The organism is Pseudalkalibacillus sp. A8 (genome assembly GCF_045920555.1).
Lineage (GTDB): Bacteria > Bacillota > Bacilli > Bacillales > Fictibacillaceae > Pseudalkalibacillus.
On record NZ_CP174509.1, the window covers coordinates 2312305 to 2336497 of the forward strand.

The window sequence follows — 24193 nt, forward strand, 5'->3', positions numbered from 1 at the left end:
GAGCTGAAAATCAGTTACATTAATCCTTGTTTACTTATTTAACTTAAAACGGTTGATTTTTTAAGCTAGTACCTTTTAAATTATAGTAGTGTGTTTATCAAATCATCGAATGATCCAACGTAATTTATTAAATAAAGAAGGTGCTGTAATGAGACAAAGCAATCTATATATCCCTACTTTAAGGGAAGTCCCTTCAGATGCTGAAGCAATAAGCCACCAGCTGTTGGTACGTGCTGGCTTCATCCGCCAAAGTGTTTCTGGAGTCTATTCCTTTTTACCTTTAGGCCGTAAAGTCCTTAGGAAAGTGGAAACAATCATCCGAGAAGAAATGGATAGCATCGGTTCACAAGAAGTATTGATGCCGGCATTACAACCATCTGAACTTTGGGAAGAATCCGGGAGATGGAATACATATGGACCTGAATTGATGAGGTTGAATGACCGCCATGATCGCAAGTTCGCATTAGGCGCTACACATGAAGAATTGATCACAAGTTTACTACGTGATGAAGTGAAATCCTATAAACGCTTACCAATGGTCCTTTATCAAATACAAGCGAAGTTCCGTGATGAAAAACGCCCACGATTCGGTCTTTTAAGAGGCAGGGAGTTCATCATGAAAGATGCTTATTCATTCGATGTCGATTCGGACGGACTGGACCGTAATTATGATGCCATTTATAATGCCTATATGAATGTATTCAAGCGATGCGGCTTGAATTTCAGGGCTGTAATCGCTGATTCAGGTGCCATGGGAGGAAAGGATACTCATGAATTCATGGTGCTTGCCGATATCGGGGAGGATACGATCGCCTATTCCGATGAATCGGATTTCGCTGCGAATATTGAAATGGCTCCTGTTAAGGTGACTTATACGAAAGACTCGGTTCCTGTTGAAGAACTTAACAAGGTTAAGACAGAAAACAAGCGCACTATCGATGAAGTTGCCGAATATCTCAATGTAAAACCGCAAAACTGTATCAAATCACTTTTGTGGATGGTAGACGAGAAACCTGTTCTTGTACTCTCCCGTGGAGATCACGAGATAAATGATATCAAAATCAAAAATGTCCTCGATGCTGAAGTAGTACAGTTGGCAACGGAAGAACAGACGAAAGAAGTCATCGGTTGTGAAGTCGGTTATATCGGACCAGTAGATGTTCCAGAAGAAGTAAAAGTAATTGCCGATCATGCAGTAGCTTATATTGTCAATGGGGTATGCGGGGCCAATGAACCGCACATGCATTATCAAAACGTTAATCCTGAGACGGATTTTTGGGTAGATCTTTATGAAGACCTACGATTCATAGAGGAAGGTGATCCTTCTCCGGATGGAAAAGGAAAGATCGTTTTCGCAAAAGGTATCGAAGTTGGGCATGTGTTCAAGTTAGGGACAAGATACAGTGAATCGATGAATGCTACCATTCTTGATGAAAATGGTAAAGCAAAACCAATTACTATGGGCTCATACGGAATCGGTGTTTCCCGTGTAATGGCAGCTGTAGTTGAACAAATGCATGACGAAAACGGGATTGTCTGGCCTGAGACGTTATCTCCGTTCGACGTCCATCTCATTTGTGTCAATCCGAAAAATGAAACTCAAGCACAGCTCGGAGAAGAACTTTATACTCAACTGAAGAATGATCGTTTTGACGTCCTCTATGATGATCGAAAAGAACGTGCTGGTGTTAAATTCACTGATGCTGATCTGATCGGAATTCCGGTTCAGGTCATTGTCGGGAAGCGAGCAGAAGAGGGGATTGTCGAAGTGAAGAACCGACAGTCAGGTGAAAAAGCAGAAAAGCATATTTCTGAAATTGAAAGTTATATTTCACAGCTATAGAGATGTTCGACGGCCTGAAGGGACTGACGAGTATTTACCAGTCAGTCCTTTGCCTTTTTAACCTTACATATTGTGAAGATAAACAAATAGATTTACAAATATACTGACGCTGTGCCCGTATTCCCTATTAACCGTTTGAAAGGAGTCAAGATGAAATGGAAGACCTAGAAATTCGGAAACAACGATTGTCCTTGTTGCTTGAACAAATCGGTTTTCCTCCAGAGAAGCTATTCTTCTTTGAAGAAGGATATTTGAAAAAGCTCTCCATACAAAAGGAACAGAAAAAATGGACCTTCCATATTTTCATAACATCTCTTTTACCATATGAAGCCTACCAATTACTTGAGACACTCCTGCAAAAAGCGTTCCATGCGATCGCAAACACAAATTGTGTCATCCATTGTGGACAAAAAGAAGTCACCAATGATCTATTTGAGGGATATTGGAGCTCATGCATCGAACAATTACAAGCCCAAAACCTTCCTGTACTCGATATGCTTTCAGGGAAGAAGCCAACCCTTGAAGGAAATAAGGTGACAGTAAAGGTATCGAACGATGCCCAAGCAATGCTGTTTCAAAGAAAACTAGGTCCATCCCTTGGGACTGCCTTCAAAAGATATGGTTTCCCTCCATTAACATTTGAAACGAAAGTGGATCAGAATCAGGAAGATTATCAAAGATTCGTCGAGCAACGAGAGCAGGAAGATAAGACAAAAGTGATGGCTGCTTTGATGGAGAAAGAAAAAGCTGAGAAGAAACTTGAAAACGGCATCCGAGAGGAAAAACTGAAGATCGGTTATGGGATAAAAGATGAACCAGTCCAAATACAGTCAATTGTAGATGAAGAAAGAAAAATCACAGTTCAAGGTTATGTGTTTGACGCTGAGACACGAGAGTTGAGGAGCGGGCGTGTCTTACTGACGTTCAAAGTAACGGATTATACAGATTCCCTCCTTATAAAAATGTTCTCACGTGATAAGGAAGATATCCCAAAACTACAATCCCTGAAGAAAGGGATGTGGGTGAAAGCGCGCGGAGGAATACAAAATGATACGTTCGTAAGGGATCTTGTGATGATTGCGAATGATATCGAAGAGCTCTCGCCAGTGGTCAGGAAGGATGAAGCCCCAGAGGAAGAAAAACGGGTCGAACTCCACCTTCATACCCCGATGAGTCAGATGGATGCGATAAGCTCTACGTCTTTACTCGTTGAACAAGCAGCAAAATGGGGGCATCCTGCAGTGGCGATCACAGATCATGCAGTCGTCCAATCCTATCCAGAAGCTTATTCTGCCGGGAAAAAACATGGAATCAAAATCCTATATGGCCTGGAAGCGAATCTAGTAGATGATGGTGTTCCAATCGCTTACAATGACCAGCACAGACTCTTGCAAGACGAAACATATGTCGTTTTTGATGTGGAGACGACAGGTCTATCGGCTGTCTATAATAAAATCATAGAACTTGCAGCGGTGAAAATTAAAAACGGTGAAATCATCGATCGTTTTGAATCGTTCGCCAATCCACACCACCCACTTTCGGCAACAACGATTGAACTGACTGGGATTACCGATGATATGGTCAATAATGCTCCAGAGATCGAAGATGTGATGAAGGATTTCCATACGTTCATCGAAGACTCGATTTTAGTTGCCCATAATGCCAGCTTTGATATGGGATTCCTGAATGTCGGATTCCGAAATGTCGGCATCGGGGATGCGAACAATCCGGTCATCGATACACTCGAACTTGGTAGATTCTTATATCCAGAGTTCAAAAACCATAGGTTGAATACGCTTTGTAAAAAGTTTGATATTGAATTGACACAGCATCACCGGGCGATTTATGATGCTGAGGCGACTGGATATCTGTTACTGAAAATGATCAAGGATAGTATCGAGAAAGGGATCAACTATCATGATGAATTCAACGATCATATTGGGGAGACCGGATTCGAACGGACTCGCCCTTCCCATTGCATCATCCTTGCCAAAAACCAGGAAGGGCTGAAAAATATTTACAGACTTGTGACAGAGTCCCATATCAACTATTTCTATCGTACCCCGCGTATTCCGAGATCGAAATTGAAGAAATACCGTGAAGGGATCCTCATCGGATCGGGGTGCGACAAAGGTGAAGTCTTTGAGGGTATGATGCAGAAGTCACCTGAAGAAGTGGAAGAAATCGCCAAATTTTATGATTATCTTGAAGTGCAGCCGATAGGAAATTATGAACATCTCATAGAAAAAGAACTTGTCCAGAATGAGCTTGCATTGAAGGAAATCATAAAGAATATCGTCAAACTCGGAGAGAAGCTTAACAAGCCGGTAGTAGCGACTGGAAATGTTCATTACCTCAATGAAACAGATAAAATTTACAGGAAAATCCTCATCGGTAGTCAGGGGAATGCGAATCCGCTCAATCGCCAGAAACTTCCTGATGTACATTTTCGAACAACGGGTGAGATGCTCGAAGAATTCGACTTCCTTGGAGTAGACGTTGCAAAGAAAATTGTCGTAGAAGCAACACGAACGGTAGCCAGCCAAATCGAAGAAGTGAAACCGATCCCGGATGATCTATACACGCCTAAGATCGAAGGAGCAGATGATGAAATCCGTAATATGAGTTATGGGCGTGCACGAAGCATCTACGGAGAAGAGCTTCCGAAATTGGTGGAAGACCGGCTGGAAAAAGAGCTTAAAAGTATTATCGGTCACGGTTTTGCCGTCATCTATTTGATTTCTCAAAAACTTGTAAAGAAATCATTAAATGATGGCTATCTCGTTGGATCCCGAGGTTCAGTCGGTTCCTCATTCGTTGCGACGATGACGGAAATTACTGAGGTAAACCCTTTACCACCACATTATGTTTGTCCATCTTGTAAGCATTCTGTGTTTTTTGATGATGGTTCAGTAGGATCTGGATTCGACCTGCCGGACAAACAGTGTGAAAAATGCGGGGATGACTATACGAAGGATGGTCATGATATACCATTTGAAACCTTCTTAGGATTTAAAGGTGACAAGGTTCCAGATATCGACCTCAACTTCTCGGGGGAGTATCAACCACGGGCACACAATTATACGAAAGAGCTGTTCGGTGAGGATTATGTATACCGAGCAGGAACGATTGGTACAGTTGCTGACAAAACTGCATACGGTTATGTCAAAGGGTATGCATCTGACTATAATATCCATTACCGTTCAGCAGAGATCGATCGGCTTGTCAGTGGATGCACAGGTGTCAAACGGACGACAGGACAGCACCCTGGTGGAATTATCGTCGTACCGGATTACATGGATATTTTCGATTTTTGTCCGATCCAATTCCCAGCAGATGACAAGAACTCAGAATGGAAAACGACACACTTCGATTTCCACTCTATACATGATAACTTGTTGAAGCTAGATATCCTGGGGCACGATGATCCGACTGTCATCCGGATGCTCCAAGATTTGAGCGGTATCGATCCGAAGACGATCCCGACTGATGATGCAGAAGTCATGAAACTTTTCAGTGGGACAGAGTCATTAGGGGTCACAGAAGAACAGATCATGTGTAAGACAGGAACATACGGAATCCCTGAGTTCGGTACACGTTTCGTAAGGCAAATGCTTGAAGAAACGAAACCGAGCACTTTCTCGGAATTAGTTCAGATATCAGGGCTTTCCCACGGTACAGATGTATGGTTGAACAATGCGAACGAGTTGATTGCGAATGGGACATGTGAACTTAAAGATGTAATCGGCTGCCGTGACGATATCATGGTATATCTGATTTACAAAGGGCTTGAGCCTTCATTGGCATTCAAGATTATGGAATTCGTCCGTAAAGGGAAAGGCTTGCAGGATGAATGGATTGATGAAATGAAGAAGAACGGCGTACCGGATTGGTATATTGAATCTTGTAAAAAGATCAAATACATGTTCCCTAAAGCCCATGCCGCTGCCTACGTGTTGATGGCTGTCCGGATCGCTTATTTCAAAGTGCATCATCCAATCCTCTTCTACGCTGCATATTTCACTGTACGTGCAGATGACTTTGATTTGGAAGTGATGATAAGAGGTTCCGCCGCAATCCGTAATCGTATCGAGGAAATCAACCAAAAGGGTCTGGATGCATCCCCGAAAGAGAAAAGCTTGTTGACGGTCTTGGAATTGGCCCTTGAAATGTGTGAACGCGGATTTGGATTCCAAAAGGTTGATCTGTATCGTTCATCAGCTTCTGAATTCATCGTTGATGGGGATACGTTGATCCCACCGTTCAATGCGATTCCTGGACTTGGGACCAATGCTGCAATCAACATCGTGAAGGCTAGAGAGGACGGCGAATTCCTCTCGAAGGAAGATCTGCAGCAACGTAGTAAGATTTCCAAAACCGTGATTCAGTACTTAGAGGATCAAGGGTGCCTAGAAGGGCTTCCTGATGCAAACCAGCTCTCGTTGTTCTAAGTTCTTTAAAATTACGGAGAGACTCAGGCACTTATCGACAGCCCCGTGTGAAGGGGTTCATTCACACGACTGAACTGAAACATTGATAGGGGCATTCGCAGAGTCTGGTTCTAAGTTGCAATGCTGCTCACGTTTATGGTATATTGAAATTGGAAATACTAGTGAATAGGTCGTCGGAAGGAGTGGGTGCCAACCCACTCTTTCCTTTATGTTTGATATCTTTTTTCTAGAATATTCGGAAGTTATAAAGTTGAAGCAGAAAATGTCCCAATGATAAAGGAGGGCCACATATGAGTAAAAAGGTGACTGAGATAACGGAAGAACTTGTAACACCGATCTTAGAATCCATGGACCTTGAACTAGTAGACATTGAGTTTGTTAAAGAGGGAAAGAATTGGTTTCTAAGGGTATATATCGATAGTGAAGATGGTGTAGACATCGAAGAATGCGGCAAAGTAAGTGAACAATTGAGCGAGAAATTGGACGAAGTCGATCCGATCTCCCAGGCTTATTTCTTAGAGGTATCATCACCAGGTGTAGAACGTCCTTTGAAAAAGGATGCAGACTTTCATAAAGCGGTCGGGAAGCATTTGTATGTCAAGACATACGAGCAGATTGACGGCCAAAAAGAATTCGAAGGTACGCTCACCGCATTTGATGGGGAAGAGCTTTCTGTCGAAATTCGAATCAAGACAAGAACGAAGGAAATCAGGATACCGTATGACAAAGTGGCAAACGCTCGGTTAGCAGTATCATTCTAATCCTAAGGGGGAGAGTCCAATGAGCGATTTAATGGATGCGTTGACAGTACTTGAGAAAGAAAAGGGAATCAGTAAAGACGTAATTGTGGAAGCGATTGAAGCTGCTCTGATTTCGGCGTACAAACGAAACTTCCATCAAGCACAGAATGTCCGCGTTGATTTTAACCAGGACACGGGTAGTGTTAAAGTATTCGCAAGAAAGAATGTCGTGGACGAAGTCGAAGATAGCCGTTTGGAAATGTCAGTCGACCAAGCAAAGGAAATCAGTCCACAATATGAAGAAGGGGATGTCGTCGAACTTGAAGTGACACCGAAGGACTTCGGTCGTATTGCGGCCCAGACAGCAAAGCAAGTCGTGACACAAAGAGTTCGTGAAGCAGAACGCGGAATCATCTATTCTGAATTCATCGATCGAGAAGAAGATATCATTACAGGAGTGGTACAACGTCAAGATCATCGTTTCATGTATGTGGATCTAGGAAGAGTTGAAGCGTTGTTGCCTACTACTGAACAAATCCAATCAGAGTCGTATAAAACGAATGATCGGATCAAAGTGTTCATAACGAAAGTCGAGAAAACGACTAAAGGACCTCAGATCATGGTTTCCAGAACTCATCCAGGGTTATTGAAAAGATTATTCGAGCTAGAGGTACCTGAGATTTACGATGGAACAGTTGAAATCAAATCGATATCACGTGAAGCTGGAGATCGTTCCAAAATCTCTGTCCATGCAGAGGATCCTGAAGTAGACCCTGTCGGATCTTGTGTGGGACCAAGAGGTCAGCGGGTCCAAACAATTGTAAATGAGCTTCATGGAGAGAAGATCGACATTGTAAGATGGTCCAAGGATCCGGTAGAATATGTAGCTAATGCACTGAGCCCTTCAAAGGTGCTTGAAGTCCAAGTGAATGAAGAAGAGAAGATGACACGTGTCATCGTTCCTGACTATCAACTTTCACTTGCAATTGGTAAGCGAGGTCAGAATGCTAGATTAGCTGCGAAGCTGACAGGTTGGAAAATCGATATCAAGAGTGAGTCCGAAGCAGTTGAAAAGGGCCTATACGATCCAAACAAACAACCTGAAGAGCCGGATTATGATGAATATGATGAAGAGCTGGAAGATTAAAAGGAGAGAGAAACGATGAAAAAGCGGAAAATACCGATGCGAAAGTGTATAGCTTGTCAGGAAAACAAGCCGAAGAAAGAATTGATTCGCATTGTCCGTACTCCTGAGGGAGAAGTTTCGATAGATCTTACCGGTAAGAAGTCAGGCAGAGGAGCTTATATATGCAACGAGATCTCCTGTTTTGAATTGGCACAAAAAAAGAAAGCATTCCAGAACCAACTATCTGTCCAAGTTTCTGACTCTGTATACGAAGAATTGAAAAACCAGGTCAGGGAACCGGGGAACTAGATGAAATCATCATGGAAATCATTGTTGGGCTTAGCGAATAGAGCCGGGAAATGTGTCTCTGGGGAAGAGTTGGTTGTCAAAGAAATACGTCAACAACGTGCCAAAATGATCTTGCTTGCTGAAGATGCATCCGCCAATACAAGGAAAAAGCTGATAGATAAGTGTACTTACTATCAAGTTCCTTATTATATAGTTCCTGACCGAATCGAGTTAGGTAACGCAATTGGGAAAGAACAACGGGTGACCGTTGCTGTGATCGATAATGGCTTTGCGGAGAAGTTAAAGAAATTGATCGATCAATAATTTTGGGGGTGACCAAATGAGTAAGATGCGCGTTTATGAATATGCGAAGAAACACAACATTCAAAGTAAAGATGTAATTCAAAAGTTGAAGACTATGAATATAGAAGTTACGAATCATATGTCGACAATCGAAGATTCTACTGTAAGTAAATTGGATGAAACGTTCAGCTCTAATCCAGGGCAAAAGAAAGAACAGAAACCGAATAAATCATCCAATAAACCTGCGAAACAATCGGATAACAGACCACAGGGCAAAAACACGGATAACCGTAATCAGCAAAAAACTGGTGATCGTCCAAACAACCGCGATGGGAATAAGCCGAACAATAATCCGAATAAACCGAATCGTAACAACAACCCTAACGGCAATCGTGGCCAGAACCGCCCAGGTAGCCAGAACCGCCCAGGTAGCCAGAACCGCCCAGGTGGTCAGAACCGCCCAGGTAGCCAGAACCGCCCAGGTGGTCAGAACCGTCCAGGTGGCCAGAACCGTCCAAAAGGAAAAGGAAGGAACAACCGTCATGCTGGAAACCAACAACAACAGCAGCCGAAAAGAGAGCAACAGAAACCGAAGATGCCTGAAAAAATTACTTTTGAAGGCTCTTTGACGGTCGGTGAATTGGCGAAGAAGCTTCATCTTGAATCATCTGAAATCATCAAAAAGTTAATGGGATTAGGTGTAATGGCAACGATCAACCAGGAGCTTGATAAAGAAACAATCGAGCTGGTTGCAGCAGATTTCGATGTTGAAGTTGAAGAGGAAATTGTCATCGACGAAACAAACTTCGAAGAAATTGGAATCGAAGAGGATGAAAATAAACTGACTGTACGGCCGCCTGTTGTTACAATCATGGGGCACGTCGACCATGGTAAAACGACTTTGCTTGATTCAATCCGTAAAACGAAAGTGGCTGCGGGAGAAGCAGGTGGAATCACTCAGCATATCGGTGCTTATCAGATTGAAGAAAACGGTAAGCCGATCACGTTCCTTGATACACCAGGACACGCTGCATTCACGACTATGCGTGCCCGAGGTGCACAAGTAACGGATATTACGATTCTTGTAGTAGCTGCAGATGATGGTGTCATGCCTCAAACAGTGGAAGCGATTAACCATGCGAAAGCTGCAGAGGTACCGATCATCGTAGCAGTGAACAAAATGGACAAAGAAGGAGCAAATCCTGATCGTGTCATGCAGGAATTGACCGAACATGAATTGATTCCTGAAGATTGGGGCGGCGATACGATTTTTGTCAAGCTCTCTGCCATCAGTGGTGAAGGAATCGATGAACTGCTAGAAATGATCCTTCTCGTAGCAGAAGTTGAAGAGCACAAGTCAAATCCTGAACGTTTTGCAAATGGTACGGTCATTGAAGCACAGCTGGACAAAGGCCGCGGCCCAGTTGCGACCCTTCTTGTGCAAGGCGGGACACTCGAAATCGGAGATCCGATCGTTGTCGGTAATACGTATGGCCGTGTACGTGCGATGGTCAATGATCTTGGCCGCCGTGTCAAAAAGGTTGGGCCATCCACACCTGTAGAAATCACTGGTTTGAATGATGTACCGAACGCAGGTGATCAGTTCAGAGTGTATAAAGATGAGAAAAAAGCTCGAGCAATCGGTGAAGCCCGTGCGAAAAGACAAATCGAGCAACAGCGTAAAGAGAGTTCGAAACTCAACCTTGATGACCTTTTTGAACAAATCAAAGAGGGAGACATCAAAGAGATCAATGTCATCCTCAAAGCAGACGTCCAAGGTTCTGTAGAAGCCCTTGCAGGCTCATTGAGAAAGATAGATGTTGAAGGTGTCAAAGTGAAGATCATCCACACTGGTGTAGGTGCGATCGCTGAATCTGACATCATCTTGGCCTCTGCTTCCAATGCGATCATCATCGGATTCAATGTACGCCCGGATAATAATGCGAAACGTACAGCAGAAGCTGAGAAAGTAGATATCAGACTTCACCGGATCATCTATAACGTCATCGATGAAATCGAGTCTGCGATGAAAGGTATGCTCGATCCAGTTTACCAGGAGAAAGTGATTGGACAAGTGGAAGTACGTACGACATTCAAGGTTTCTAAAGTAGGAACAATTGCAGGTTGTTATGTGACAGAAGGAAAAATCACACGTGACTCTGGAGTGCGTCTTGTACGTGATGGTGTGGTCGTATTTGAAGGTGCTGTCGATACACTTAAACGTTTTAAAGACGATGCGAAGGAAGTGGCTGCTGGTTACGAGTGCGGTATAACTTTAGAGAAATTCAACGATATTAAAGAAGGCGATATAATTGAAGCCTATGTCATGGAAGAGGTAAAACCGAAATGATCGGGAGTTTGAAGTGTGAGTGTCATATCCATGATGCTCACTCTTTGAAAGAAAAACGTTCGGTAGTCAAAAAAGTGATCCAGCGGTTGAAACAGCAGTTCAATGTGGCCGTTGCAGAAACGGATTATCACGAACTCTGGCAACGATTTGAAATTGGAATTGTGACCATTTCAAAAGATAAGCAAATGGTCGAAAAGGAATTGCAGCAAGTCGTGAAATATCTGGATCGGTTTGATGAATTTGAAGTCACGAATTATGATACCGAACTATTATAAGAAACCTTCGTCTTTAAATTGACTTAATGAGGTGTTTTTTATGAGTAATGTACGTGCGAATCGCGTAGCAGAGCAGATGAAAAAAGAACTTGGTGAAATAATTGGCCAGAAGATCAAAGATCCAAGAGTAGGGTTTGTTACCGTCACTGCAGTTGAGGTGACCGGGGATCTTCAACAAGCGACAATCTTCATCTCTGTTTTCGGGGACGAAGAAGAAAAAGCGAATACCCTTGCAGGTCTTGCAAAAGCGACAGGGTTTATCCGCTCGGAAATCGGAAAACGGATCCGTTTAAGAAAAACGCCAGAAATACTGTTCCAGTTTGACCATTCAATCGAATATGGCAACCGGATCGAGACGCTTCTGGATGAAATCAATGAAAACAGAGAGTAAAGGTAAGAGGGATTGTCCCGGCATATTGGTTCAATGCTTCCGATTGAACGATCAGCATAAGGTTAATTGAGCTGGTTGTCCACCATTCGGGTGCGAACCGCTGGGACAATCCCATTTTCCCTTTTTGTACGTCATCGAAGCAGCTTTACAACAGAAACTATTCTACGTAGTAGAATAGTTTGCTGTATTCGATCAGATGAAACCTTTGGCTCTTTCGCTTCTAGCGGATACAGGAGGCCTTATTTCATAAAATCGTCATGTTCTATAAAAATAAAGGACACTAGAGACCCTATTTACTGAAAACCAGTGGAATTCAGCAGCATTTTACCCGGATAGCGGAACACATGTCCTCTGATTTTTAGAAACACCCTTATTTGTCACAAATAACGGAACACATGTCCGCTAAAAATTTTGGAGATTCAATATGAATGAGCAGAGTCGAATCTGTAAGAATTTTCCGTTTGATGATGAGCAGCAAGAAGCTCTAAAGGAAGCTAAAAATGGAATTCGACGTTGAACATTGGATAATTATGGTCTAGCTGCAGCACCCAACCACTTGTCGATATTAGGCAGGGTGCTTACGCTTTTCTAGTAAGGAAGTGTGAGTATGAAGATAACAGAAGATGGAATCATCCCTTTACATAAGCAAGCTGGAATGACTTCTCACGATTGTGTTGTGAAGCTTCGTAAAATGCTGCGTACAAAAAGGGTTGGTCATACTGGTACTCTTGACCCGGCTGTTTCAGGAGTTCTCCCGATCTGTATCAATCGGGCGACTAAAGTGGCTGAATATATGAGTGCCTATGACAAGACCTATGAAGCAACAGTCTCTTTAGGGACCTCAACGACAACCGAAGATCAAACTGGGGAAATCGTTGAGTCTGCTGATGTCGATCTTATAAGTACTGAGCAAGTCAGGTCCGTTTTGGAATCGTTTGAGGGTGAAATCGAACAAATTCCTCCGATGTACTCTGCCGTGAAGGTCAAGGGAAAAAGATTATATGAATATGCCCGCGAAGGAATCGAGGTCGAACGGCCGTCAAGAAAAGTCAGGATTATTGTTCTGGAGCTTTTGAGTAATCCTGAACGTAATCAAGATAACGGAAATATCGAGTTCAAAATACGAGTGACCTGCAGCAAGGGAACTTATATCCGGACATTGGCCGTTGATATTGGTAAAGCTCTTGGATATCCAGCACATATGGCATTCTTGAAAAGGACCCAGTCCGGACCGTTTTCAATAAAGCAAGCTATCACATTGGAAGAATTGGAACAAACGATCGAGGCTGATAAGTTGTCAGATGTATTGATGCCGATTGAAAAAGCTTTGATGATTTTTCCATCAGTAACCGTTCCAGACGAAGTTGAAAAAAAGATCCTGAATGGATCCTTACTTGAGAAGACAAAAGAACTTTCAAATCCAAGGACTGCCGTTTATAATGGACAAGGAGAGTGTCTCGCTATATATATTCCACATCCAGAACGCCCAGGATGGGTTAAACCTGAGAAAGTACTTAAAATTCAGAACAGAACTTAGGTGGTAATTTGAAAACGTATAAGATTGACCTTACCCAATTGGACCAATTGAAGGGTGCTCCACCAACTGCAATGGCTATCGGATATTTTGATGGAATCCATTTAGGTCACCAAAAAGTGATCAATGCTGCCAAACACATTGCAGATAATTCGGAATCGGAGTCGGCGGTCATGACGTTCGATCCTCACCCTTCTGTGGTCCTTGGCAGGGAACGGACGGAAAAAGCGCATATTACACCGATTGAAGATAAACGGTCTCTTATTCAAGCGATGGGAATCGATCGGCTTTATATCGTCAATTTCAGTAGATCATTCGCTTCCCTTACACCACAACAATTCGTTGATGATTTCATCATTGGCTTCAATGTCAAACATGTGATTGCCGGGTTTGACTTTTCATTTGGCAAAAAAGGTGAAGGAACGATGGAAACACTTCCGTTCCATTCTCGAAACCAATTCAAACACACAGTTGTCGATAAGGTATCCATTGATGGTGAAAAAGTTAGTTCCACATTGATCCGATCATTGATCGATTCAGGGAAAGTGGAGCAGATCCCAAAATATCTGGGTCGTAGTTATACGATCAAAGGAACTGTTGTCCATGGCGATCATCGAGGTCATACAATCGGTTTTCCGACTGCCAATATCCAGCCTTCAGACACTTACTTATTACCGCAGACAGGTGTTTATGCAGTTCGTATGCTGGTGAAAGGCGAGTGGTACGAAGGTGTTTGCAATGTTGGGTATAAACCAACTTTCAATGATGAAAAACCTGAGCTCCCAACCGTGGAAATCCATTTGTTTTCTTTTGATGCTTCCATTTATGGGGAAGACGTTGAAGTAGAATGGTGTCATCATATCAGGCAGGAAAAGAAATTTTCCTCAATCGAGGAATTGAAAGAACAAATTACAAACGATATCGAGGAAGTAACACAAATCTTTCATAAAACATGAACGGTCATGGCTTGCATTTAGACTTGAAAAGCGTTATTCTTGTAGTTGTACAATTTGTACAGAACCGCTTCTTGGCATAACGATTCACCGACGTTTGCTAGGGAGATTGGGGATTACTAGAAAAGGAGGTGAAAAGGATGGCTATTTCACAAGAACGTAAAAACGACTTGATCGCCGAGTACAAGACTCACGATAACGATACTGGGTCACCAGAAGTACAAATTGCTATCCTGACTGAGCAAATCAACGAATTGAACGATCACTTACGTACACACAAGAAAGATCATCACTCTCGTCGTGGTCTGTTGAAGATGGTTGGTAAGCGACGTAATTTGTTGACGTACTTACGTAAGAAAGATGTTACACGTTACCGTACACTTATTAACAAACTTGGTTTACGTCGATAGTTCATCAAAAAAGCGGGGGTTATACCCGCTTTTTTATTAGCTTTAAAAACCTATCGATACATATTCAAGTCCTACTTACATCTAGATAGATTTATTAGCTTTTTGAATATATATTTTTGGGTTATACTAGTACAAGACAACCAATAATTTTGTAAGTTTGAGAGGAGTTCTCTGAGAAATGGAGCAAAACAAGCATGTTTATTCTATCGATTGGGCCGGTCGCACGCTGACCCTTGAGATTGGAAACTTAGCTAAACAGGCTAACGGCGCAGTTATGGTCCGCTATGGTGACACAGCGGTTCTCTCGACAGCCACAGCCTCCAAAGAACCTAAAAACCTTAGCTTTTTTCCACTAACTGTCAATTACGAAGAAAGACTATACGCGGTCGGTAAAATTCCGGGTGGTTTCATCAAACGTGAAGGAAGACCAAGTGAGAAAGCGACCCTTGCTTCCCGACTGATTGACCGGCCGATCCGACCACTATTTGCTGATGGATTCAGAAATGAAGTTCAAGTCGTCAGTACAGTGATGAGTGTCGATCAGGATTGTTCTTCAGAAATGGCTGCAATGTTCGGTTCCTCACTTGCATTGACTATTTCAGATATTCCATTCGAAGGACCGATTGCCGGAGTAACAGTCGGAAGAATCGATGGCGACTTCATCATCAATCCTACTGTAGAGCAGAAGGAACAAAGCGATATCAATCTTGTCGTAGCAGGTACGAAATACGCAATCAACATGGTTGAAGCAGGAGCACAGGAAGTACCTGAAGAAGTGATGCTCGAAGGAATCATGTTCGGACATGAAGAAATCAAACGTCTGATCGCCTTTCAGGAAAGTATTGCTGAAGAAATTGGCAAAGAAAAGATGGAAGTACAACTGCATCAGCTTGATCAGGAACTTACCGAAGAAGTGAGTGCTCAATTTCTCGATGAAGTGAAAGAAGCTGTAAAAGTAGTTGAAAAACACGCTCGACAAGACGCACTTGATGCTGTCACTCAAAAAGTCCTCGCGCAATATGAGGAAGACGAAGAAAAAGCTGTTGAAGCGAAAGAAATCTTACATACGCTTATCAAACAAGAGGTTCGTCGTCTTATTTTGAAGGATAAAATGCGTCCAGATGGTCGTAAGATTGATGAAATCCGCCCACTCTCATCCGAGGTCGACCTATTACCAAGGACTCACGGATCCGGTTTGTTCACGCGTGGTCAGACACAAGCGCTCAGCATCTGTACATTGGGAGCACTAGGTGATGTTCAGGTTCTTGATGGACTTGACATGGAAGAATCTAAACGATTCATGCATCACTATAACTTCCCTCCATTCAGTGTAGGAGAGACTGGATTCATGCGGGGACCAGGTCGCCGTGAAATCGGTCATGGTGCATTAGGAGAACGTGCGCTTGAAGTTGTAGTTCCTTCTGAAGATGAATTTCCATATACGATCCGTCTTGTAAGTGAAGTATTGGAGTCCAATGGATCTACCTCACAAGCAAGCATTTGTGCGAGCACGCTGGCGATGATGGATGCTGGTATTCCAATCAAAGCACCTGTAGCAGGGATTGCAATGGGTCTGATCAGTGATGGGGAGGATGTCACTGTACTTACTGACATCCAGGGCATGGAAGACCATCTAGGCGATATGGACTTCAAGGTGGCTGGCACAAAACAAGGTGTCACGGCACTTCAAATGGATATAAAGATTTCTGGAATCAACCGAGAAATTTTGCAGGAAGCATTGTTACAGGCTAAAGTAGGCCGTATGAAGATTTTAGATTCTATGCTCAGCACATTGGCTGAACCGAGAACAGAACTTTCTTCATATGCACCTAAGATCCTAACCATGAAAATCAAGGCAGATAAAATCCGTGATGTCATCGGGCCAAGCGGTAAGATCATCAACAAGATCATTGAAGAGACTGGGGTCAAGATAGACATCGAGCAAGATGGTACCATTTTCATTGCTTCAACAGATGAAGCAATGAACCGAAAAGCGAAAGAAACGATTGAAGATATCGTACGCGAAGTTGAGGTTGGAGAAATCTATCTTGGAAAAGTCAAACGAATTGAAAAGTTTGGAGCATTTGTTGAACTGTTCAGCGGAAAAGATGGACTCGTTCATATTTCCGAGCTTGCAATGGAACGTATCCCGAAAGTGGAAGATGTCGTCAAGCTTGGGGATGAAATAATGGTCAAGGTCACCGAAATCGATAACCAGGGCCGGGTCAACCTTTCCAGAAAAGCTGTTTTGAAAGAGCAGAAGAAAGAACAAGAACAGAAGTAAGAGACGGATTCGATTGATCCGCCTCTTTTTTTTAACCCTCTTTTCACATCCTATCCAAAATCAACGCTTTTCATCTTTCAAACGTTCTACCCTGTCCTAGCCAATCATACGTTAACTATTGAAAGGGGTAGATCGCAGATGAAGGGATACAAGACAATCATCATTTCAGTTTCCATATTATTCATTACATATATGAGTGTCCAAAACCCGCTTTCACATCGTTATATCTCCACACTGAAGAATGAAGCTTTCTCTGCTGTAACAGTTTCAGAATCGAATACCGCTCCATTACTTGATCAGATCAAACTTTATTCGGGCGAACATAATATCAAGCCAGTAAATGCCCGAATTGATCCTGTATGGAAAGCGATCCCTGGTTATAACGGTCTATCAGTCGACATCGAGGCTTCATATGAACGAATGAAAAAAAGAAAGAAATTCGATGAATCCTTGATTGTATATAAACAGACAAAACCTAAAGTTTCATTGGAAGATCTCCCTCCCTCTCCGATTTATAAAGGAAATCCGAATAAACCTATGGTCACTTTACTGGTCAACGTCGCATGGGGAAATGAATATCTGCCTGAAATTCTTGCGACGATGAGAAAGCATAAAGTTCATACGACGTTTTTCCTGGATGGTTCATGGGTCAAGAAGAACCAGGATCTAGCCAAAGTCATTTTTGAGGAGGGGCATGAAATCGGAAATCATGCTTATTCACACCCAGATATGAAGACCCTGACAAATCAGAGGATCCGGGAGGAAATCCATAAAACGAATGAAATCATCCAAAGCACGTTGGATGTAACACCAACCTGGTTCGCACCTCCAAGTGGGAGTTTCCGGATGGATGTGGTCAACATTGCATCCTCTATGAATATGCACACCATACTTTGGTCAGTAGATACAGTAGATTGGAGAAAACCGGAGCCAAACGAAATGGCGAGCCATGTGGTGAATAAAATACACCCAGGTGCTATGGTACTAATGCATCCTACTTCATCAACGGCAAAAGGCCTAGAACAAATGATACAAGGAATACGGGCGAAAGGTTATTCGATTGGTACGGTATCACAGCTAATAAGCGAAAAGAGACTAGTAAAAGCAGATAAGCTGGGGGAGACTGACAAATAATTGTCGATTATAGGCTTAAATGGTATAGTGGTTTTATATAAAAGTAAGTACCAAAATACCTACATAATTTGCCTGTTTGACAATTTAGGAGGAAAGAGTTTGATAACAAAACATACGTGTAAGAATGGCGTACGAATTGTAACAGAAAACATTCCTAGTGTGAGATCGGTTGCAATCGGTATATGGATCGGCACAGGGTCCCGTTTTGAACACAAGGACAATAATGGTATTTCCCACTTCTTAGAGCATATGTTCTTCAAAGGGACGAAAACGAGGAATGCAAGAGAAATCGCAGAATCATTTGACAGCATAGGAGGGCAAGTGAACGCCTTTACTTCAAAAGAGTATACATGTTATTACGCCAAAGTATTGGACAATCACGCCTCACATGCACTAGAAACACTTTCGGATATGTTTTTCAATTCCACCTTCGATGAAGACGAACTTGTAAAAGAGAAGAACGTGGTGCTTGAGGAGATTAAAATGTACGAAGACACGCCTGATGATATTGTTCATGATTTATTGAGCCAGGCGACATATAGTCATCATCCCCTGGCATATCCGATCCTCGGAACCGAAGATACTTTGAATACATTCAACGGGGATATACTAAGAGCTTATATGAATGATTTCTATACCCCTGACAACGTTGTAATTTCAATTGCAGGGAATGTAGACGATTCATTCATCCAGGAAGTTGAAAGACATTTCGGCGGCTTCACCACCTCCAATAAGAAACCTGTTCCTCAAAAGCCTGCATTCTGTACGGAAAAGAAAGCACGGAAGAAGGATACGGAACAGGCGCATCTTTGCATCGGTTATGAAGGATTACCGGTAGGAGACCAAAGCATATTTGATTTGATCATCATCAACAATATATTCGGGGGCAGCATGAGCAGCCGATTGTTCCAAGAGGTGAGAGAGCAGCGAGGGCTTGCATACTCTGTATTTTCCTATCATTCAGCTCATTTGGATACGGGTGTATTCAATATTTATGCTGGAACGGCACCAGGACAGCTGGATGAAGTGTACAATACGATTTCCAATATCATTCATACATTGAAGGATGAAGGAGTTACTGAAAAAGAAGTTGCCAACAGTAAAGAGCAGATTAAAGGAAGTCTTATGCTGAGCTTGGAAAGTACGAACAGCCGTATGAGCAGGAATGGAAAACATGAATTGCTGTTACGGAAACATCGATCGTTAGATGAAATCTTACAGAGTATAGATGCCGTTACCAAGGTAAATGTCGATCGGCTCATCCAACAAATTTTCACAGACGATTTTTCAAGCTCACTCATCAGTCCGGGCGGGCAATTCCCGAAAAATTTTCCGAATTGATTTAAATGGGGGGACTCTAAACAGGGTCACCCATTTTTCTATTGGTATTGTTAGGGGATAATGTTGAGTTCTTTCACTGTAAGAATGTATTTAATACTGTCTTCACTTAAGGCTTGACTTCGCCAAGTTTTCTTTAGAGTGAATTTCCAAATATAAAGAATCCTCTCTATTAATTGTTAGCTGTACCATATTTCTGCATCAATTTTCTCCATATATTTGTGGATTGGTCTTTTATCGGAACATATATATAGAATGATAAGCAAATTAGGAGGGAAAGGGATATGAGGTTAAGTGAAATCTTGGGGAAAGAGATCATTGATTATACAAAAGGCGAGAAGCTTGGGGTTTTATCTTATGCAGAATTCATCATTGATGAGAAAGCAGGGTATATACATACGCTGGAAATTCCATTAACTGAATGGAACGGGTTGCGGAAAAGGAAATCAATCATACAATTTAAGTGGAATAAAATTTATCGAGTGGGTGAAGAAACAATTCTTGTGGACCCTTCACAAGCGGATGTCCAAACCGAATATAAATAATCACCATGAAAGTATATTCTTCATATGATGTTGAAGAATCAGCACTCAAGTATGATTATTCCTCCGTTATTAATGACGAATGAGAAAGGGGAGGAAGGATGTTAACAGGAATTAAAGCGGCGATCATAGGCGGCGATGCACGTCAGCTTGAAGTGATTAGAAAACTGACAGCATTGAACGCGAGTCTGTATTTAGTCGGGTTCGATCAACTGGACCATGGATTCACCGGCGCAACTAAAATGGATCTGGATGACTTGCCATTAGGTGAATTGGATGCTTTGATCCTCCCGGTCAGCGGCAGTGGACCGGGGGGAGAGATCGATACGATATTTTCGAACAAAAAAATATATTTCACAGAAGATATTCTACAAAAAACGAAACAGTCATGTACGGTTTTTTCTGGTATCACGAATCCTTATTTGACAAAATGTACATCGAATGCAAACAAAAAGCATATCAAGTTATTCGAGCGGGATGATGTCGCTATTTATAATGCTATCCCTACTGTCGAAGGTACCATCATGATGGTTATACAGCATACAGATTTTACGATCCACCAATCCAATCTTGTGGTATTAGGCTTCGGTCGTGTTGGATTCTCTGTAGCAAGGACATTTGCTAATTTAGGGGCCAACGTTTCTGTGGGAGCCAGGAGATCTGAACATATAGCTCGTATAACTGAGATGGGATTCAAACCATTCTATCTCGACGATTTAGAAAATGAAGTAGAATCGATCGATGTATGTATCAATACAATTCCAGCACCAATCATCACTTCCAATGTCATCTCAAAAATGCCATCTCACACTTTGATCATCGATCTAGCTTCCAAGCCTGGAGGTACGGATTTTCGTTTTGCTGAAAAAAGAGGGATCAAAGCATTGCTAGCTCCTGGGTTACCGGGTATCGTCGCTCCGAAGACAGCCGGTAAGATCATTGCGAACGTTTTGACACAATTACTTATGGATGAAAGCAATTAAGAGGAAGGGGCAAGTAGAATGAAACTGGAGGGTAAACATATAGGCTTCGGTTTGACTGGTTCACACTGTACCTATGAGGCAGTAGTCCCTCAAATCCAAAAGTTAGTGGATTCTGGTGCCAACGTCACTCCATTTGTTACTTTTACAGTTCAGAACACGACGACGAGGTTTGGAGAAGGTGAAGATTGGATCAAGAAGATTGAAGATATCACCGGGAATGAAGTAGTCGATTCCATTGTCAAAGCGGAACCATTTGGACCCAAAACACCTCTGGATTGTATGGTCATCGCTCCATTGACAGGAAATTCAATCAGTAAATTCGCAAATGCAATGACGGATTCGCCTGTATTGATGGCAGCAAAGGCTACGATGAGAAATTTAAATCCTGTCGTTTTAGGTATTTCAACAAACGACGGACTAGGATTGAATGGCGTCAATATCATGAGATTGATGGCAGCAAAAAATATCTATTTCATACCTTATGGGCAGGACTCACCGCAAAATAAACCGAATTCGTTGGTGGCTCATATGGATCTTTTGGCAGAAACTGTAGAGGCTGCGTTGGATGGTCACCAATTACAGCCTGTGTTACGAATATATTGATGAATGTAATTTTTTCCAGACAAAAGATCCTTCTTTTAAAAAAGAATTCTTACCTCTACAATCAATGATATGGTAAAATAAATGACAATATGACCATGAGATACAGGAGAAACCATGTTGTTTCTCCTTCTATCGTTTTTTGATAAGAGAATTCAGAATTATATTGTGTTTTCGTTTGATTGATCCTGTTGAATCAGCCCTGTTGTATAGCTTAATCAAGGCATTCATGTTATGATTTTTATTTATACTTAGGTTTTTGTAAACAGGTCCTGAGTAGCTGAAAATGGACGGGGCTTAGTATATATTGTAGAAATATAGAAAGATGAATTTTGAGGAGGGACATAACAATGGAATCTAACAAAGGATACCACGTTGCAGTTGTTGGGGCTACTGGAGCAGTAGGTCAGCAAATGCTCAAAACATTAGAAAAAAGAAACTTCCCAATCGCTTCTCTGAAGTTATTAGCAAGTAAGCGTTCTGCAGGAAAAACAATCAACTTCAAAGGTGAAGATTTCACGATTGAAGAAGCGACACCAGTTGCATTCGAAGGTGTTCAAATTGCCCTGTTTTCTGCTGGAGGATCAATTTCAAAAGATCTCGCACCAGAAGCAGCAAAACGAGGTGCTGTCGTCGTAGATAATACAAGTGCCTTCAGGATGGATCCGAATACTCCGCTTGTCGTTCCTGAGGTTAATGAAGAGGCGCTTCATGCCCATAACGGAATTATTGCTAACCCGAACTGTTCAACTATCCAAATGGTCGTTGCCCTTGAACCGATCCGCAAGAAGTATGGATTGAATAAAGTGATCGTTTCCACTTACCAGGCCGTTTCTGGTGCAGGTGCTAAGGCAATCAATGAGCTTAATGACCAAACCCGGGCAATTTTAGATGAGGAAGAATTCTCACCGGAAGTCCTGCCAGTAGCTGGAGATGAAAAGCACTATCAAATCGCCTTCAATGCTGTTCCGCAAATTGATAAATTCCAGGATAACGGTTTTACGTTCGAAGAAATGAAAATGATCAATGAAACGAAAAAAATCATGAGCATGCAAGAGCTTGAAGTTGCGGCTACGTGTGTCCGTCTGCCAGTAGAAACAGGACATTCGGAATCTGTCTATGTAGAAGTTGGTAATGACAATGTAACAGTCGAAGAATTGAAAGCATTGTTTTCAGATGCTCCAGGAGTATTGCTCCAGGATGATCCTTCACAACAGCTGTACCCGATGCCTGCCGATTGCGTCGGAAAAGATGATGTATTTGTAGGTCGTATACGTAAGGACCTTGACCGTCCGAATGGCTTTCATATGTGGGTCGTTTCTGATAACTTGCTGAAAGGTGCCGCATTGAATTCTGTACAAATCGCTGAAAGTCTCGTCAAACTTGATTTATTGAAATAAACTAGCGAGGTGCATCAATGAATATCGTTGTACAAAAATTCGGCGGGACTTCCTTAAAATCCGAAGATGGACGTAATCACGCCGTGCAACATGTATATAATACTGTTAAAGAAGGAAAAAAAGTCGTAGTAGTCGTGTCTGCAATGGGAAGAAATGGAGATCCCTATGCAACTGACACGCTCTTAAGTTTGATAACAGGAAATCCTGCATCGATCAGCCCAAAAGAAATAGACATTCTCATGTCTTGTGGAGAGGTGATTTCATCGGTTGTCTTTTCTAACTTGCTGAAGCAGAAGAACATCCAGTCATTAGCTTTTACTGGTGCAAAGGCAGGATTCAAAACGAATACAGAGCATACAAATGCTAAAATCGTAGAGATGGATTGCAAAAAAATCGTCCATGCGCTGGAAGAATTGGATGTGGTTGTAGTAGCGGGGTTCCAAGGACAATCTACGGAAGGGGACGTAACTACTCTTGGAAGAGGCGGAAGTGATACTTCTGCAGCGGCACTTGGTGCTGCATTGAAAGCTGAAGTGATTGATATCTTCACGGACGTAGAAGGTGTCATGACTGCTGATCCACGTATTGTCCAGGATGCACGCCATCTTGATGTGGTAACATATAATGAAATATGTAACATGGCTTATCAGGGGGCAAAAGTCATTCACCCCAGAGCAGTGGAGATCGCAATGCAATCAAAAGTACCGATCCGGATCCGTTCGACTTATTCTGACCATGAAGGAACGTTGGTTACATCCTCTGCTGGGGGTGGAGCAGGAAGAGACATAGAGGATCGTCTGATCACCGGGATCGCCCACGTATCGAACGTTACTCAGATCAAAGTCCAAGCTCCTGATGGAGATTATCATTTCCAATCTAAAATTTTCAAAGCGATGGCAGAGAGACAAATCAGTGTAGACTTCATCAATATCAGCCCGCGGGGAGTGATCTATACGATCAATTCTGATTTGACAGATGACGCGGTTACAATTTTGAACGAGTTAGGTTATGAGGCGGATGTCCAACGTAATTGTGCAAAAGTTTCGGCGGTAGGTGCAGGAATCGCAGGGGTTCCAGGGGTAACTGCGAAAATTGTCGGCGCCCTTTCAAAGCAAGGCATCAACATCCTGCAATCAGCTGACTCCCATACGACGATTTGGGTGCTTGTACAAGAAGAGGATATGATCAACGCTGTTAATGCGCTTCATCAAGTGTTCGAGCTTGATCAAGGCGATCGTATCTGATGCA

The 24193-nt window shown here is 42.4% G+C and carries 20 protein-coding genes; all 20 read left to right on the forward strand.

Annotated features, from left to right (window positions below; translation table 11 throughout):
- The first annotated feature begins 148 nt into the window (after nt 1-148).
- The 20 genes from ACJROX_RS12055 to dapG all read left to right on the forward strand — a co-directional run bounded on the left by ACJROX_RS12055 (nt 149) and on the right by dapG (nt 24189).
- Nucleotides 149-1843 (forward strand): proline--tRNA ligase, encoded by a 1695-nt coding sequence (locus tag ACJROX_RS12055; RefSeq protein WP_408011000.1) that lies wholly within the window; start codon nt 149-151, stop codon nt 1841-1843.
- 155 nt (nt 1844-1998) lie between these two features.
- Nucleotides 1999-6294: a PolC-type DNA polymerase III gene (locus ACJROX_RS12060; protein ID WP_408011001.1), complete on the forward strand. Its 4296-nt coding sequence runs from the start codon at nt 1999-2001 to the stop codon at nt 6292-6294.
- Nucleotides 6295-6584: 290 nt separating this feature from the next.
- Nucleotides 6585-7055 carry a ribosome maturation factor RimP gene (gene rimP, locus ACJROX_RS12065; protein ID WP_408011002.1) on the forward strand — a complete coding sequence of 157 codons (471 nt, stop codon included), beginning with the start codon at nt 6585-6587 and terminating at the stop codon, nt 7053-7055.
- Nucleotides 7056-7074: 19 nt separating this feature from the next.
- A complete protein-coding gene (nusA, locus tag ACJROX_RS12070) occupies nt 7075-8181 on the forward strand; it encodes a transcription termination factor NusA (protein WP_408011003.1) in 1107 nt (368 codons plus the stop codon).
- A 15-nt stretch (nt 8182-8196) separates the two neighbouring features.
- On the forward strand, nt 8197-8469 hold the full coding sequence (gene rnpM / locus ACJROX_RS12075) for an RNase P modulator RnpM (RefSeq protein WP_408011004.1): 273 nt from the start codon (nt 8197-8199) through the stop codon (nt 8467-8469).
- Entirely contained in the window at nt 8470-8772 is a 303-nt protein-coding gene (locus tag ACJROX_RS12080) for a YlxQ family RNA-binding protein (protein ID WP_408011005.1), read from the forward strand. It begins immediately after the preceding gene.
- A 16-nt stretch (nt 8773-8788) separates the two neighbouring features.
- Nucleotides 8789-11101 carry a translation initiation factor IF-2 gene (gene infB, locus ACJROX_RS12085; RefSeq protein ID WP_408011006.1) on the forward strand — a complete coding sequence of 771 codons (2313 nt, stop codon included), beginning with the start codon at nt 8789-8791 and terminating at the stop codon, nt 11099-11101.
- Nucleotides 11098-11376 (forward strand): DUF503 domain-containing protein, encoded by a 279-nt coding sequence (locus ACJROX_RS12090; RefSeq protein WP_408011007.1) that lies wholly within the window; start codon nt 11098-11100, stop codon nt 11374-11376. The genes infB and ACJROX_RS12090 overlap by 4 nt, the downstream gene beginning before the upstream one ends.
- Before the next feature lie 40 nt (nt 11377-11416).
- A complete protein-coding gene (rbfA, locus tag ACJROX_RS12095) occupies nt 11417-11767 on the forward strand; it encodes a 30S ribosome-binding factor RbfA (RefSeq protein WP_408011008.1) in 351 nt (116 codons plus the stop codon).
- Nucleotides 11768-12374: 607 nt separating this feature from the next.
- Entirely contained in the window at nt 12375-13304 is a 930-nt protein-coding gene (gene truB, locus ACJROX_RS12100) for a tRNA pseudouridine(55) synthase TruB (protein ID WP_408011009.1), read from the forward strand.
- A gap of 8 nt (nt 13305-13312) precedes the next feature.
- Entirely contained in the window at nt 13313-14257 is a 945-nt protein-coding gene (gene ribF, locus ACJROX_RS12105) for a bifunctional riboflavin kinase/FAD synthetase (protein ID WP_408011010.1), read from the forward strand.
- Between the two features lie 137 nt (nt 14258-14394).
- Entirely contained in the window at nt 14395-14664 is a 270-nt protein-coding gene (gene rpsO, locus ACJROX_RS12110; RefSeq protein ID WP_221564435.1) for a 30S ribosomal protein S15, read from the forward strand.
- 178 nt (nt 14665-14842) lie between these two features.
- On the forward strand, nt 14843-16948 hold the full coding sequence (gene pnp / locus ACJROX_RS12115) for a polyribonucleotide nucleotidyltransferase (RefSeq protein WP_408011011.1): 2106 nt from the start codon (nt 14843-14845) through the stop codon (nt 16946-16948).
- Nucleotides 16949-17086: 138 nt separating this feature from the next.
- Nucleotides 17087-18082, forward strand: coding sequence for a polysaccharide deacetylase family protein (locus ACJROX_RS12120; protein ID WP_408011012.1), 996 nt, complete (start codon nt 17087-17089; stop codon nt 18080-18082).
- 99 nt (nt 18083-18181) lie between these two features.
- On the forward strand, nt 18182-19423 hold the full coding sequence (locus ACJROX_RS12125; RefSeq protein WP_408011013.1) for a M16 family metallopeptidase: 1242 nt from the start codon (nt 18182-18184) through the stop codon (nt 19421-19423).
- A 281-nt stretch (nt 19424-19704) separates the two neighbouring features.
- Nucleotides 19705-19965, forward strand: coding sequence for a YlmC/YmxH family sporulation protein (locus tag ACJROX_RS12130; RefSeq protein ID WP_408011014.1), 261 nt, complete (start codon nt 19705-19707; stop codon nt 19963-19965).
- A gap of 98 nt (nt 19966-20063) precedes the next feature.
- Nucleotides 20064-20945, forward strand: a complete 882-nt coding sequence (gene dpaA, locus ACJROX_RS12135) for a dipicolinic acid synthetase subunit A (protein ID WP_408011015.1) — start codon at nt 20064-20066, stop codon at nt 20943-20945.
- A gap of 18 nt (nt 20946-20963) precedes the next feature.
- The gene (gene dpaB / locus ACJROX_RS12140; protein WP_408011016.1) at nt 20964-21548 is read left to right on the forward strand and encodes a dipicolinate synthase subunit B; all 585 of its coding nucleotides are present in this window, start codon (nt 20964-20966) and stop codon (nt 21546-21548) included.
- Between the two features lie 347 nt (nt 21549-21895).
- Nucleotides 21896-22945, forward strand: a complete 1050-nt coding sequence (gene asd, locus ACJROX_RS12145; protein ID WP_408011017.1) for an aspartate-semialdehyde dehydrogenase — start codon at nt 21896-21898, stop codon at nt 22943-22945.
- Between the two features lie 17 nt (nt 22946-22962).
- On the forward strand, nt 22963-24189 hold the full coding sequence (gene dapG / locus ACJROX_RS12150) for an aspartate kinase (RefSeq protein WP_408011018.1): 1227 nt from the start codon (nt 22963-22965) through the stop codon (nt 24187-24189).
- The last annotated feature ends 4 nt before the right edge of the window (nt 24190-24193 follow it).

Excerpts from the sequence above, each read along its gene's own strand:
- ACJROX_RS12055 (WP_408011000.1), top strand. The coding sequence starts at position 149 with ATGAGACAAAGCAATCTATATATCCCTACTTTAAGGGAAGTCCCTTCA.
- ACJROX_RS12060 (WP_408011001.1), top strand. The coding sequence starts at position 1,999 with ATGGAAGACCTAGAAATTCGGAAACAACGATTGTCCTTGTTGCTTGAA.
- rimP (WP_408011002.1), top strand. The coding sequence starts at position 6,585 with ATGAGTAAAAAGGTGACTGAGATAACGGAAGAACTTGTAACACCGATC.
- nusA (WP_408011003.1), top strand. The coding sequence starts at position 7,075 with ATGAGCGATTTAATGGATGCGTTGACAGTACTTGAGAAAGAAAAGGGA.
- rnpM (WP_408011004.1), top strand. The coding sequence starts at position 8,197 with ATGAAAAAGCGGAAAATACCGATGCGAAAGTGTATAGCTTGTCAGGAA.
- ACJROX_RS12080 (WP_408011005.1), top strand. The coding sequence starts at position 8,470 with ATGAAATCATCATGGAAATCATTGTTGGGCTTAGCGAATAGAGCCGGG.
- infB (WP_408011006.1), top strand. The coding sequence starts at position 8,789 with ATGAGTAAGATGCGCGTTTATGAATATGCGAAGAAACACAACATTCAA.
- ACJROX_RS12090 (WP_408011007.1), top strand. The coding sequence starts at position 11,098 with ATGATCGGGAGTTTGAAGTGTGAGTGTCATATCCATGATGCTCACTCT.
- rbfA (WP_408011008.1), top strand. The coding sequence starts at position 11,417 with ATGAGTAATGTACGTGCGAATCGCGTAGCAGAGCAGATGAAAAAAGAA.
- truB (WP_408011009.1), top strand. The coding sequence starts at position 12,375 with ATGAAGATAACAGAAGATGGAATCATCCCTTTACATAAGCAAGCTGGA.
- rpsO (WP_221564435.1), top strand. The coding sequence starts at position 14,395 with ATGGCTATTTCACAAGAACGTAAAAACGACTTGATCGCCGAGTACAAG.
- pnp (WP_408011011.1), top strand. The coding sequence starts at position 14,843 with ATGGAGCAAAACAAGCATGTTTATTCTATCGATTGGGCCGGTCGCACG.
- ACJROX_RS12120 (WP_408011012.1), top strand. The coding sequence starts at position 17,087 with ATGAAGGGATACAAGACAATCATCATTTCAGTTTCCATATTATTCATT.
- ACJROX_RS12130 (WP_408011014.1), top strand. The coding sequence starts at position 19,705 with ATGAGGTTAAGTGAAATCTTGGGGAAAGAGATCATTGATTATACAAAA.
- dpaA (WP_408011015.1), top strand. The coding sequence starts at position 20,064 with ATGTTAACAGGAATTAAAGCGGCGATCATAGGCGGCGATGCACGTCAG.
- dpaB (WP_408011016.1), top strand. The coding sequence starts at position 20,964 with ATGAAACTGGAGGGTAAACATATAGGCTTCGGTTTGACTGGTTCACAC.
- asd (WP_408011017.1), top strand. The coding sequence starts at position 21,896 with ATGGAATCTAACAAAGGATACCACGTTGCAGTTGTTGGGGCTACTGGA.
- dapG (WP_408011018.1), top strand. The coding sequence starts at position 22,963 with ATGAATATCGTTGTACAAAAATTCGGCGGGACTTCCTTAAAATCCGAA.